The following is a 14,042-nucleotide window of genomic DNA, read 5'->3' as shown; positions in this document are numbered from 1 at the left end:
GTCGTTATCTTTTTTTGATAACTATTGAAATTACAATATTTTATAGCTATTTTAAAGGGATAAACTTGACACTACCTCACTATGCAGGGAGGGAACAATATGAAAAAAATCCTCGTAACTACTGATGGATCAAAATATTCACAAAAAGCACTTTTTAAGGCCAAACAGATGGCAACGGACATGAATTGTGAAGTAACGATACTGTCAGTTGTAAATCTTTGGGACAATATCTATTCACACAATATGGACATAAAAGCGCAGCTTGGGAAATCTGAGATGGAGAGGACCCAAACCATATTAAAGGAAGCGGAGGAGATCTTTGAAGGATTTCCTGGAAAGATGACCACTGTATACAAAGTCGGTGACGCAGTGGATGTAATTGTTAAGTTTGCTGAAGAAGGTGGGTTTGATCTTGTTGTAATGGGCAGCAGAGGATTAGGTGCATTCTCAAGAACTCTTTTGGGCAGTGTGTCAGACAAAGTGATACATCACATCAACACATCAGTGATGATAGTAAAATAGTATTATTACTTCAGATTCTCCTTAAAGGAGAGTCTGAATTTTTTTCTTGCTAAGATTCAATAAAAATGCAGAAAAAAATACGATGACAGCAATTTATATGATACAATAATATGTAGGGGAATTATTGACCAATTTATTTATAAGGAGCGGTAAAATTGATTATTGAACATTTGTTGGAAATGATAGTACCATACATAACTAGTTCTTTGGAACTGATTGGTGTTGCGATTATATCCATTGCGGCAGTTAGGGGAGTATTTCAATTCTTTGAGAATGGATTTAACTTCCGTGGAGATGATGTATCGATTGACTTTGCCAAAGCCATGGCTTTGAGTCTTGAGTTTAAGCTTGCAGCGGAGATTATCAAGACAGTAGTCATACGAACCATCGATGAATTTATTATACTTGCATCCGTTGCGATATTAAGGGTTGTTCTTTCATTCGTACTTCACTGGGAGCTTAAGAGTGGAGCCAAGAATGTGGATAGCTATTGTGAAGATCCTGAAGAACTTGCACTTGAACCAAACGAAAACGTACACCAAATGAGATAAGAAAAGCAAAGAGTAATATATTGATTTAAAGCAATCGATATATTACTTTTTTTTAATTATTGCACATTTTCAGAATTATCCTATATAATAGAAAGTAAGAAAAGCCTTAAACGATAGGTCAAGGTATATTTTTGATAAACTGGACATGTAAGTTCATGGTTTAAGAAAAAATGGAACTTTCCTATTCGTAATAATAAGAATATCTATACGGGAGTGATTAAATGAAAAAGCTATTAACCGGAAACGAAGCAATTGCAAGAGGAGCTTATGAGGCAGGTTGTCATGTAGCCACAGCTTACCCGGGAACGCCTAGTACTGAAATCCTGGAAAACGTTTCCACGTACCAGGAGATCTATTCAGAATGGTCTACAAATGAGAAAGTGGCAATGGAAGTTGCAGCTGGGGCATCAATTGCCGGAGCAAGATCAATGGTTGCCATGAAGCACGTTGGACTCAATGTAGCTGCAGACCCATTGTACACTATTGCATATGAAGGTGTTAATGGAGGTCTTGTAGTTATAACTGCTGATGAACCGGGAATGCACAGTTCACAAAATGAGCAGGATAACAGATTGACAGCAATTCATGCAAAGGTTGCATTAATGGAACCTTCAGACAGTCAGGAGTGCAAGGACTATATCAAAAAGGCATTTGAAATATCAGAGGAGTACGACACACCTGTACTTTTCAAGGTAACTACAAGAATCTGTCATAGCAAGAGTTCAGTTGAACTGGAGGACAGAGTTGAAGTGCCAATAAGAGAGTATGTCAAGGACACCAAAAAATACATAATGGTACCAGCTCACTCAAAATTGAAGCATATACAGATGGAAGAGGAGAGAATACCAAGACTGCAGGAGTTTTCAAATACAACAGAACTGAACAAAATTGAGTGGAATGACAGAAAAATTGGGATTATAACCTCCGGGGCAAGTTATGTACACGCCAAGGAAGTATTTGAAGATACAGTTTCATACCTCAAAGTTGGATTTAGCTGGCCACTTCCAGATGAGAAATTCAAGGAGTTTGCAGCTGGTGTAGATAAGATATATGTTATCGAAGAAAATGAACCTTATATGGAGAAGCACATAAAGGCCATGGGTATAGAGTGTACTGGAAAGGAAATCTTTTCAGTGTGTGGAGAAATCAATCCACAGATAATCAGAGAGGCTATTCTCGGTGAAAAACCAGAAGAGGGGTACACTATGGATGTAATTGCCCCATCCAGACCACCTGCACTTTGTGCAGGATGTCCTCACAGGGGGATATTCTTTGAGATGTCCAAGCACAAGAACAAGATTAATGTAACTTCTGACATTGGTTGTTACACTCTGGGTGCAATGGCGCCATTGAATGTAGGAGATACTGTTATCTGCATGGGAGCCGGAATCAGTGCAGGAATCGGATTTGATAGAGTAAACCAACTGGCTGGAAGAGATAAGAAAGTATTCGGTGTAGTTGGAGATTCAACCTTCTTTCACTCAGGGATGACTGGTCTTGTAGATGCGGTATATAACAAGAGCAACATGGTAACGGTTATACTTGACAATAGAATTACAGCTATGACAGGACATCAGGAGAATCCTGGAACTGGAAAATCAGTTTCCGGTGTAGAGTCTCCAACTGTTGATCTTGTTGGAGTGGTAAAAGCTATCGGTATTAAGGAAGAGAATCTTCGTGTTATCGATCCTTACGATATGGATGCAAACAAGGAGGCTGTAAAAGCAGCAATAGATGCTGACGAGCCTTTTGTAATAATAACAAAGCAACCTTGTGCTCTTATGAAGGATGTTATGATTAGAAGAGCAAACCTATATTCCCAGGTTAATCAGGACAAGTGTAAAAAGTGCAAGACTTGTCTGAGAATCGGTTGTCCAGCAATATCCATGAAGGACAACGTAGTTTCAATTGATACAACAATGTGTAACGGCTGTGAGGTCTGCGTTCAGGTATGTCCGTTTGATGCGATTGAATCATTTGGGGAAGAGGTGAAATAGATGACTAAAAGCTTATTGTTGGTAGGAGTAGGTGGACAAGGTACAATCCTAGTTTCAAAGATATTGTCAGAAGGTCTTCTAGAGGAAGGTTATGATGTAAAGATGGCTGAAATTCACGGAATGTCTCAGCGTGGTGGTAGTGTTACAACTCAGATAAGATTTGGTGAAAAAGTATATTCACCTACTGTAAACAAAGGAGATGCAGATGTACTTGTTTCATTCGAAAAGGTGGAGGCTTTAAGATATATCCCTCAACTGAAAAAAGATGGAATTCTTATAATAAATGAAGAGGAAATTTGGCCATTGCCAGTGTTGGCAGGTCTTGAGGATTATCCTGAAGGTGTAATGGAAGAAATCAAGGAAAAGCTGGCTAATGTTGTGTCAGTTGATGCCAGAAGAATTGCTGAAGAACTTGGTGAACCAAGATCAGCAAATATTGTAATGCTTGGACTGATGGTAAAGGCATTGGGAATCGATAAGATTGACTGGGTCAGCAAGATAAAGAAATTCCTTCCAGAGAGATTCCATGAAGCAAATATCAAAGCTTTTGAAAGAGGGCTAGCCCTTTAGGAAAGAGTGCCACTTTTTAGTGGCGCTCTTTATATATTTAAACCCAGAAAACAACACTTTAGATAAGCCATATAAATACAGGTGCAACCCGGGACTAAAGTCCCGCGAAATTATTAAGAATTTGTAACAATTAAGGAATGTGGAGATATTTACAGGAAAATGGAGTAAACTAAAGATAAGCACATATGACAGACAATTGTCAAACATAATTCAAAGAAATCGATTGTTTTTAAGTGTATTTGAATTGTGTGTCAATTGTTTAAATAACTCAATGGAGTATAATTATATAGGTTAAGGAGTGATAAGAATGAATGAAGTAACACAAAAAATAATTGATCTGGACAGTAAGACTACTCATATGAAAAAAAAGAATGAAGAGCTTTTAAGAAAAAAGAAATTTGAGGGTCAGGATAAAGTTCAGGAGCTTGAGCGACAGCTTCTAAAAGAATTTCATGAAGAAGGTGAAAAAGCTTATCGGGAAGCATTGAAAGAGACAGACAGTACCTTGGAGAGTATAGAAAAGATTAAAAAAGAATATGAAAGCCATATCCAAAACACAGATGAGGTATACTCGAAGATTAAGTACGATCTTATAGAGACATTGTGGGAAGATATTGTGGCGGAATAGAAGTATAAGAACTGTGTGAAAGTATTTAATCTCGGAAGTACAACACTCGGAAGTACAACAAAGGAAGTGAATCTAATGTCCGTGAAGAAGGCTACAATGGTTAATATCATTGGCAGAATCCAGGATTATGACAGGATTTTAAATGATATAATTATAACAAAAAAAGTCGAAGCAGTATCTGCAATTGGACAGATAGAGAAGAACAATTTTCTTCTTGATGTAAGCAATGAAAACGTTGAAAGATTGGTTGACATTAATTTTGTATCATTTTATGAAGATAGTGCTGAATCTGCAAATGTTTTAGAAAAAGGGAAAGCCTTAGCTTCAATGCTTGGCTTAGAACTTGAATCAGGACTTCAATGCGAAGACCTTAACATGAGTTTGGGTGAAATCAAGGATGAGTTTGATTTGATGTATGATAATGCACTAAGTCCAAAGACCATGCTTGATGCTTTAAAGCATGAGTTGAAATACCTTGAAGATTTTCACGTAAAAAGCTTCAGGGAGATGCTTAACTTTGATACGTCACTATCTGATTTAAGAGAAATGAATTACTTTGAGTTTAAGCTGGGAATTCTGTCTAGAGACAATCGAAATAATCTAAAGAAAAATTATGATAGCATCCTTGCAATAATTCAACACACTGGCACAAGTTCTGATGGTGAAGTGTTTATGATTATTTACCCTACCAACCAACAGGAAGAAATCTCTAGAATTCTAAGAACACATAGCTTCAAGGAGATTGTTATACCTAAGCAGTACAAAGGGAATCCAAAGGAGATACTTTCTCAGATTGAGGATAAAAAAGAAAAGCTAAGTGGAGAGCTTTTGTCTCAGAAAGAAGCTTTGGAAAAGCTAAAGTTAAAATATGAAGAAAGACTTAAATTCCTTTTTGGGCAATTACATAATCTTATAATGCTTGAAGAAGTTAAGAAGACAACTGCAGTATCCGATAAGTACTTTTATTTTTCGGGGATTCTAAGTAATTCAAATGTGAGTGAAATCAGAGAAGTTCTCCAGAAGTACGATGATGTATTCATGTTATTCTACAATGATCGCGATTTCAATGAAAACAGGAACAGAATCTGGGAGATAATTAAAGGTAGTGGAAAAGCTGGACCTGGAGATGCTGCAACAGAAAAAATTAATAATAAAGACTATGTGAATGCATTTGGAATAGCTCTTTATCATTTGGATAAGGAGATCAATTCCATAAGGAAGCAACACGAAGACAGTTTAAGAAAGAAGAAACTTGAAGGACAAAATAGAGTATATGAACTGGAAAAAGAACTTAAAGACCAGTATTGGCATGAAGCAGATTTGATCCTTGAAGACATAGGCAGTATAAAAAGAATTGAAGCACAAAGTAATCAAGAAATCCCAAAGAATAAAGCAATTGAGCAAGTGGAACAGGATTATATAAAAATCAAGTCTGATTTATTGGATACGCTATGGGAAGAAATCTTAGAAAGCAAAGAATAGAGGGATAAAATGGGGAATGAAAGAAGATTTTCAGCAATTAATACAAAACTAAGAGTTATGCGTTCCAGGTTCCTCAAGGATGAAGACTATATTGCCCTCATGAAAAAGGAATCGGTTACTGAACAGGTAAAGTATCTAATCAGCAATACGGTATATGGTAAGGTTTTGGAAGATGTAGAGGAATACGAAGACATACAGGCAGTAGAACTTGAATTGGAAAAATTCCATACACTGCAATTTGAAAAAATCCTAAAGTATTTTTCCGATGATTACGAAAAATATCTAAAATCATTTCTATTAAGACATGAGGTGGAAGACCTTAAAATATACATAAGAGCACTGGCAAGAGGAGAGAGTCTCGAGAAGTACAGCAATACCAGCGTTACTAGAAAAAAATACTATAGCTTTTCATATGATCAGATAAAAAATGCAAAGACTCTCGATGAACTTATAGATAAGCTAAAAGGAACGAGATATTATGATGTGATTTATCCCTACAGACACGAAGATTATGGTAAGTTGATGTTCTATATGGAGATGAATCTTGACAGACTATATTTCGATACCATTCATGATAGTGCTCAGGAGATGAGCAAGGCTGACAGGGATGCATTTGAGGATGCCTTTGGTGAAAACATTGATATATTGAATATTGAATGGATATACAGAGGTTTGAAATTCTACAATCTATTACCCGAAGAGCTTATTAACTACACTCTACCATATGGAAAGCATCTTGACTTTAAAGACCTGAAGGAACTTTGCTATATGGATATAGAAGAATTCAAGAAGAATATTTCCAAGACCAAGTATAAGGAAATGGTCAATGAAGATAAGGATATAGATCTTTTTATGGGTGTACGAGTTCAAAGGCACATGTACAACTATTTCAAATCTAAGTTTGGACAAGGGAAGTTGGATATATCCATACCAAATGCATATCTTCATTTGCTGGAGTATGAGATAAAAGATATCATATCTATATTAGAAGCATTAAAATACGGATTATCCTACTACGAGGCTAAAGAGTACCTGGTAAGGGATATAGAAGGAAGTGATTATTAATGTCCATTGAAAAAATGACCATGATGAACATTGTTGGCGACATTGATTCAGTAGATGATGTACTGAGAGATTTACTAAAGACAAGGAAAGTTGATTTGGTATCTGCTGTTACACAGATAGAGAAGAGTCATTTTCTTTTTGACGTCAGTGATAAGAATGTTGATATGTTGGTCGATCTTAATGATGTAAGGTCATTTGAGAAAAGTGAGGAATGTCAAGAGATGTTCCAAAAGGGTGAAGAGCTCAAAGCCATTCTGAACCTTGATTTAGAGGTAGAAAAAATCGATGAAAACCTTAAATTGGTTAGTAAAGAAGAGTTGCATGAAGAGTTGGAATCGATCTGCAGTGAGGTAAGAGAACCAAGCACACTTTTAGAAGCTTTAAAAAAGGAGCTTGAATATCTTGATGATTTTCACATAAACAGCTTCAAGGAAATGGAAGGTTTCCCAATCAAGGTAGAAGACTTGAGAAATATGGATTACTTTGATTTTAAAATGGGAATTCTTTCTAAAGAAAATCTTCATAAAATGAAAAAGAACTATGACAATATTTTGGCAGTGCTGCTGCACACAGGGTCCAGCTCAGAGGGGGAAGTTTATTTCGTATTTTATCCCAATAAGCTTGAATCAGAAATTTCAAGAATACTAAGATCTTTGAATTTCAAGGAAATACTTCTGCCAAAGAAGTATTCAGGAACTCCAAATGAAATAAAGGACAATATTGAAAGGCAGAAAGAAAGATTGCATGCTGAAATCAATCAACAACATGCTATTCTGGATGGAATCAAAGAGAAGTATAAGGATAGAATAAGAACAATCATGGAGCAGATCTGGATTACGTCCAAGCTTGATGATATCAAGGAAAAAGTTGCATTTTCAAGTAATTACTTTTATATTTCGGGATGGGTTTCACTATCTGATAAGACAGAGGTTAGAAATTCGCTTAAAGACTATGACCCAATGCTTATAAAGTATGAAGATGAAGAGAGTTCAGAAATGCCAACTAAATTAAAGAACAATTGGTTCTTTAGACCATTTGAGTGGCTTGTAAATCTATATGGTACTCCAAGCTACAATGAAATTGACCCAACTCCTTTTGTAGGGATATCATATATGCTGTTCTTCGGAATAATGTTTGGAGACCTGGGACAAGGCTTTGTAATGGTTATTGCTGGGTATTTCCTGAGTAAGAAGATGGAATTGTTTGGAGGGCTAATCTCCAGAATAGGCCTTGCATCAATGCTATTTGGAGTATTATATGGTGCGGTATTTGGATTAGAGACAGTGATTCCTGCACTATGGATGAAACCATTTGAAAACATTAATGATATTTTGATGGTTGCAATATTTTCTGGAGTAACTGCTCTACTTGTAGCATATGTTTATGGGATTATTAATGCATACAAGAGACGTGACCTTGAGGAAGGTGTATTCGGAAAAGAAGGAGTTGCAGGAGTTATACTATATATCACTTTGCTTGTAACAATAGGTGGAAGTATGCTTGGAATAAGCATAATACCAGTTTCTGTTGGGATAGGCATATCAGTTATCGCTCTGTTGGCAATTGTATTCCGATTGCCGTTAACACACTTGATTGAAGGGAAAAGACCACTTCATGGTGGTGACATCAGTGGTTATTATGTAGAGTCAATTTTCTCACTGATAGAGACTTTCCTTAGCATGTTAAGTGGTACCATTTCTTTTATCAGGGTAGGAGCTTTTGCATTGACCCACGTTGGTCTATTTCTGGCTTTTGAAACCATCGGGCATATGATGGGATCAGCCGTAGGAAATGTTATAGTTCTTATCATTGGAAATATATTTGTTCTGGGACTGGAAGGTCTTATCGTATTTATACAAGGTATGAGACTTCAGTACTATGAGTTGTTCAGCAGGTATTACAGAGGCGATGGAAGAGCGTTCGACCCTGTAAAACTTAGTAAGTAATAAAATTAAATTTAGGAGGAGATTTTATGTCATTTGTATTGATATCAACAACATTATTGGTTTTACTAACAATTGGAACAGGAGCATTTATGATGTATAGGGAAATGGAAGGTGACAAAAACAAGTTAAAGAAAATTTTAAGAACAAATCTGTTTATATTTTTACCACTTCTTATAATTGCAGTAATTGTCATGGTTCCACAAGGAATAAATGCAGCTGAGACAGAGGCAGCAGCTGGTGTGCTTTCTTCAGCAGCAGGTCTGGGATTTATTTCAGCAGCATTGGCAACTGGTCTGGCAACACTTGGAGCAGGATATGCTGTAGCAGTAGTAGGTTCAGCAGCATTGGGAGCTGTATCTGAAGACGCAACTCTACTTGGTAAAACTCTTATATTCGTTGGTCTTGCAGAAGGTATTGCTATCTACGGTCTGATTGTATCAATCATGATTCTAGGTAGGTTATAATAATGAAATCCATCCTGATCAGTGATAATAAAGATACAATAATTGGGTTAAGACTGGCCAGTATAGATGGTGTTTTGGTAAAGACCAAGGAAGAGACAATCGAAAGGCTCAATGAAGCAGTGCTTGACGATGGAGTGGGGATCATAATAATAACAGAGAAAATATTTGATGAGCATACTGAGAGAATTCTGGAGTTAAAGAGAAGTGGAAAGAAGAAACTAGTAGTAACTATTCCGGATAGGACTGGCCTAAGGGATAAAAACTTTATTATGAGGCATATTAAAGAATCCATAGGCATTAAAATTTAGGTGGTGAGCTTATGATAACGATTGAAGATAAACTTGAAATTTTCTACAAGATTGTTTACAGGGATGAAGAAGAGAAATATTTAAAAGCCCTTAAAGAACTGGAGGAACAGAATCAACAGCTTCTTGAAAACAAGAGAGAGGAAATGAAAAGACAGCGTGAGGAAATAATCAGAAGAAAAATCACTCAGGCAAAAGTGGAAAGAAATGAAGTTAAATCCGAAGGACTAGAGGAAACAAAAACTAAGCTTAGACAAAAAAGAAAAGAAATTGAGATGGATTTGGTTTCATCAATAATCGAACGAGGCAAGGAATTTGTTAAATCAAAAGAGTATGGAGAATATCTTTGCAGAAACCTGGACAAATATCTAGTAGAATTTGAAGAGGAAGAAGTAGTACTTTTATTAAGAGATGAAGACAGACTAATATCTGAAAGCTGCCTTATGAAACTTAAGGAAAAAACTGGAAAGACTTTTATAGTAGAAGAACTTCCAGAAGATAAAATTGGTGGATTTATGTTGAGTAACAAAGATAGAACATTCAATATCGACCATACAGTGAGAACTTTGATTCAAGAGAAAGAGTATATGATAGGTAAAAGCTTGAATAAAGCTCTTGGAGAGGTGGGTGAGGTCAATGAGTAGTTTGGCCGGTAAAATCGAAATGATTAATGGTCCTGTAATACGTGGAGTAGAAATGACAGGATTCAAAATGAGAGAAATGGTTACTGTAGGGCACAAAAAGCTTATCGGTGAAATTATTGCCATTGATGGTGATGAAGGAACTGTACAGGTATATGAAGAAACCGAAGGTTTACGAAAGGGAGAGGAAATTTTATCCACAGGGAAACCCCTATCTTTAAAACTTGGACCTGGTATGTTGGGTAATATGTTCGATGGTATCCAAAGACCGCTTAAAAAGATTAAAGATGTTCACGGAAGTTTTATTCCAGAAGGGATAGGTCTTATATCCATAGACGAAGAAAAACTATGGGAAGTAGCGTTTCAGGTATCAGAAGGAGATTACGTAAAACAGGGTCAAATCTTTGGGACGGTAGAGGAAACTCCTCTTATCACTCATAAACTTCTAGTGCCTATTGGTGTTGAAGGAAAGGTAACCTGGAGAATCGTGGCAGGTGAATACAATATAAACAAGGTGCTGTTGAAGGTAACAGATCTTAAGGGAAAAGAACATGAAGTAAAAATGCATCAGGAATGGCCAGTAAGGACTCAAAGACCTGTTGCAGAAAGACTCCAGATTGACAAACTGCTTATTACGGGCCAAAGGGTTCTGGATATATTCTTCCCCATAGCCAAGGGTGGAACAGCTGCTATCCCTGGTGGTTTTGGAACAGGTAAAACAATGACCCAGCATCAGCTTGCAAAATGGTCAGATGCAGATATCATAGTCTATGTAGGTTGTGGTGAAAGGGGTAATGAGATGACCGAAGTTCTTGAGGACTTCCCAAAACTTATCGACCCCAAATCAAACCGACCGATAATGGAAAGAACCGTACTTATTGCAAATACTTCAAATATGCCTGTTGCAGCGAGGGAGGCATCAATATATACAGGAATTACGATGGCTGAGTACTTTAGAGACATGGGATATCACGTAGCTGTAATGGCGGATTCAACATCAAGATGGGCGGAAGCCTTAAGAGAGATATCAGGTCGACTAGAGGAAATGCCAGCTGAGGAAGGCTATCCTGCTTATTTGCCATCAAGACTTGCACAGTTTTATGAAAGAGCTGGATATGTTCAAGCTCTATCAGGAGATCCTGGGTCAATAACGGTTATTGGTGCAGTATCACCAGCTGGAGGAGACTTCTCGGAGCCGGTTACAGAGAATACCAAGAGATTTGTTAATGTATTTTTGGGGCTTGACAAGGAGTTGGCTTACTCAAGGCATTATCCGGCAATTAACTGGCTGAACTCATACAGTGGCTATAGTGAGATGATACAAAGATATTATGAGAAAGAGCTAGGAGAGAATATTGAGGAAATTAGAAAGAAAATGCTAAGCATTCTATATGAAGAGAGTAAGCTTCTTGAAATAGTATTGCTTGTCGGCGAAGATGTATTGCCTGATGACCAAAGATTGATATTGGAAATTGCAAGGGTAATTAAAATTGGATTCCTGCAGCAGAATGCATTCCATAAGGAAGATACATATGTACCTCTTAAGAAGCAGATTGAAATGCTTAAAACAATTGAGCTTTTATACAATAGAGGATTGCAGGGAGTCAAGAGGGGAATTCCAATATCGATAATAAGAAACTCAGAATTATATGAAGAAATAATCAAGATGAAATACACCATTTCGAATGACAATATAGAAAAAATACAAGGACTGAATGCAAAGATAAACGATTTCTATAATCAGTTAGAATCTGAGTATTCAGCATAGTGGGTGATTAGATGAAAAGAGAATATTTAAAATTAGATAGAGTACAAGGAGCACTAATAGAGCTCTCTAAGGTTCATTCAGTGGGATATGGTGAAATAGTCGAGGTTGAGGATAGACTTGGCAATACAATGGTTGGCCGTGTAATAAAGATTGATGGAGACAATGTTGTTATCCAGGTATTTGGTCAAACAATGGGAATCTCTGTCGAAAACACAAAAGTAAGCTTCGAGGGAAAACCATTTGAAATACCACTTTCAAAAAAAATTCTAGGTAGAACTTTCAATGGAATAGGAAAACCCATTGATGGTGGAGGAGATATTTACTCAGAAGAATTTTTCAATGTAAATGGTAGGCCGATAAATCCGGTTTCAAGAGAGTATCCTAGAAACTTTATTCAGACAGGGATATCTTCAATAGACGGACTAACTACACTGATAAGAGGTCAAAAGTTGCCTATATTTTCAGGAGCAGGACTTCCACATAATGAACTGGCAGCACAGATTGTACGTCAGGCAAAGATACAATCAAAAGAGGGAGACAATAATTTCTCAATTGTATTTGCTGCAATAGGGGTAAAGCACGATGAAGCCTTCTATTTTGAAGATGCATTCAGAAAGGCAGGAGTCCAGGAAAAGGTAGTCATGTATGTAAACTATGCTGATGACCCAATTATGGAGAGAATCATAGCACCTAGATGTGCACTTACTGCTGCTGAATATCTAGCATATGAGCAAAAGCAACATGTATTGGTAATTATGACTGATATTACCAGTTACGGTGAAGCATTAAGAGAGGTATCCTCACTTAGGGAAGAGGTACCAAGTAGAAGGGGTTATCCAGGATATCTTTATTCAGACCTTGCAGCTCTTTATGAGAGAGCTGGAATGATTCATGGAATAGATGGTTCTGTAACACTGATACCAATATTAACCATGCCAAATGATGATATTACACACCCGATACCAGACCTTACCGGATACATTACAGAGGGTCAGATTGTATTGGAAAGAGCTTTGGACCAGAAGGCAATATATCCTCCTATTAATGTATTACCATCACTTTCACGACTTATGAAGGATGGTATTGGAGAAGGATTTACTAGAGAGGACCATCCTGATGTTTCAAACCAGTTGTTCTCATCCTATTCTAAAGTACAAGATGTAAGAGCTCTTGCACAGATAGTAGGAGAAGAGGATCTTTCTGAGAGAGACAAATATTATATGAAGTTTGGGGATGCTTTTGAGGGCAGATTTATCACTCAGAGTTTAAATGAGAATAGAGATATATCTGAGACGTTGGACTTGGCATGGGAATTATTGAAGATTTTGCCGAGAGAGGAACTGGACAGATTAAATCCAGAACTTATAGCAAAGTACATGGGATAGGGTGAGTTTATGGCTGTTTATAAAATGACTCCAACCAAAGCAAACTTGATAAAGTCAAAGAATTCCCTACGATTTGCCCTGAAGGGTTTTGAGCTTCTTGATAAGAAAAGAGTAGTACTTATAAGAGAGATGATGGCTTTAATAGATGTTGCAAGTGAGCTTCAAAAAAAAATTGATGAAAATTTCACAACAGCTTATGAAGCATTAAAGCTTGCAAATATAACAAAGGGCTCAGAATATATCGAAGAGCTTGCACAGTCCATTGAAAAGGAACCGGATTACACAGTTCTTTATAAATCAGTAATGGGAGTGGAAGTTCCGATCATTAAGGTAGAGGAAAGGGAATTTTCAACTGAATATGGATTTTTCAGAACAAATTCAGCATTTGATAGAACGGTTCTAAGCTTTATAGAAATCAGGAAGCTTATTTATCAGCTGGCTGAAGTTGAAAATTCAGTTTACAAGTTGGCCATGGAGATAAAGAAGACACAGAAAAGAGCAAATGCGCTTGACAAGATACAGATTCCCAGATATAGAACAACAATCAAGTACATTGATGAAGTGCTTCAGGAGAAGGAAAGGGAAGACTTCTTCAGGCTTAAAAGAGTTAAAGGAAAAACAAAATCAAAAAAGAGAGCATAAAAAAAGGGGCTGTCGGGAAATAGCCCCTTTTGAAAAAACAGCACACTCTGAAGAGAGGGTGCTGTTTTTTTATCAA

General features: G+C 36.9%; 14 protein-coding genes. All 14 read left to right on the top strand.

Annotated elements, in window-relative coordinates; translation table 11 throughout:
* Positions 1-99 precede the first annotated feature (99 nt).
* The 14 genes from ACOEN1_RS12825 to ACOEN1_RS12760 all read left to right on the top strand — a co-directional run bounded on the left by ACOEN1_RS12825 (position 100) and on the right by ACOEN1_RS12760 (position 13,966).
* Entirely contained in the window at positions 100-522 is a 423-nt protein-coding gene (locus ACOEN1_RS12825) for a universal stress protein (RefSeq protein WP_422487301.1), read from the top strand.
* A gap of 155 nt (positions 523-677) precedes the next feature.
* The gene (locus ACOEN1_RS12820) at positions 678-1,073 is read left to right on the top strand and encodes a DUF1622 domain-containing protein (RefSeq protein ID WP_422487300.1); all 396 of its coding nucleotides are present in this window, start codon (positions 678-680) and stop codon (positions 1,071-1,073) included.
* Positions 1,074-1,294: 221 nt separating this feature from the next.
* A complete protein-coding gene (gene iorA, locus ACOEN1_RS12815; RefSeq protein WP_422487299.1) occupies positions 1,295-3,070 on the top strand; it encodes an indolepyruvate ferredoxin oxidoreductase subunit alpha in 1,776 nt (591 codons plus the stop codon).
* Complete coding sequence (locus tag ACOEN1_RS12810; RefSeq protein WP_422487298.1) at positions 3,071-3,640, top strand: indolepyruvate oxidoreductase subunit beta; 570 nt, start codon at positions 3,071-3,073, stop codon at positions 3,638-3,640.
* Between the two features lie 307 nt (positions 3,641-3,947).
* Positions 3,948-4,268 carry a hypothetical protein gene (locus ACOEN1_RS12805; RefSeq protein WP_422487297.1) on the top strand — a complete coding sequence of 107 codons (321 nt, stop codon included), beginning with the start codon at positions 3,948-3,950 and terminating at the stop codon, positions 4,266-4,268.
* A gap of 15 nt (positions 4,269-4,283) precedes the next feature.
* A complete protein-coding gene (locus ACOEN1_RS12800; RefSeq protein WP_422487296.1) occupies positions 4,284-5,750 on the top strand; it encodes a hypothetical protein in 1,467 nt (488 codons plus the stop codon).
* Positions 5,751-5,759: 9 nt separating this feature from the next.
* Positions 5,760-6,815, top strand: a complete 1,056-nt coding sequence (locus ACOEN1_RS12795) for a V-type ATPase subunit (protein ID WP_422487295.1) — start codon at positions 5,760-5,762, stop codon at positions 6,813-6,815.
* On the top strand, positions 6,815-8,761 hold the full coding sequence (locus ACOEN1_RS12790) for a V-type ATP synthase subunit I (protein WP_422487294.1): 1,947 nt from the start codon (positions 6,815-6,817) through the stop codon (positions 8,759-8,761). Before ACOEN1_RS12795 ends, ACOEN1_RS12790 begins: the two co-directional genes overlap by 1 nt.
* 26 nt (positions 8,762-8,787) lie before the next feature.
* Positions 8,788-9,225 (top strand): ATP synthase subunit C, encoded by a 438-nt coding sequence (locus ACOEN1_RS12785; protein WP_422487293.1) that lies wholly within the window; start codon positions 8,788-8,790, stop codon positions 9,223-9,225.
* A 2-nt stretch (positions 9,226-9,227) separates the two neighbouring features.
* Positions 9,228-9,533 (top strand): V-type ATP synthase subunit F, encoded by a 306-nt coding sequence (locus ACOEN1_RS12780; protein WP_422487292.1) that lies wholly within the window; start codon positions 9,228-9,230, stop codon positions 9,531-9,533.
* Positions 9,534-9,544: 11 nt separating this feature from the next.
* Entirely contained in the window at positions 9,545-10,174 is a 630-nt protein-coding gene (locus tag ACOEN1_RS12775) for a V-type ATP synthase subunit E (protein WP_422487291.1), read from the top strand.
* Positions 10,167-11,939 (top strand): V-type ATP synthase subunit A, encoded by a 1,773-nt coding sequence (locus tag ACOEN1_RS12770; protein WP_422487290.1) that lies wholly within the window; start codon positions 10,167-10,169, stop codon positions 11,937-11,939. Before ACOEN1_RS12775 ends, ACOEN1_RS12770 begins: the two co-directional genes overlap by 8 nt.
* Before the next feature lie 11 nt (positions 11,940-11,950).
* Positions 11,951-13,324: a V-type ATP synthase subunit B gene (locus ACOEN1_RS12765; protein ID WP_422487289.1), complete on the top strand. Its 1,374-nt coding sequence runs from the start codon at positions 11,951-11,953 to the stop codon at positions 13,322-13,324.
* 9 nt (positions 13,325-13,333) lie between these two features.
* Positions 13,334-13,966 (top strand): V-type ATP synthase subunit D, encoded by a 633-nt coding sequence (locus tag ACOEN1_RS12760; protein ID WP_422487288.1) that lies wholly within the window; start codon positions 13,334-13,336, stop codon positions 13,964-13,966.
* Positions 13,967-14,042: the final 76 nt, after the last annotated feature.

Origin of the sequence: Gudongella sp. DL1XJH-153 (assembly GCF_049310905.1) — a bacterium.
In the GTDB taxonomy this organism is placed as follows: domain Bacteria; phylum Bacillota; class Clostridia; order Tissierellales; family Tissierellaceae; genus Gudongella.
The sequence above is the reverse complement of the archived record's forward strand: the minus strand, read 5'-3'. Positions and strand labels throughout refer to the sequence as shown.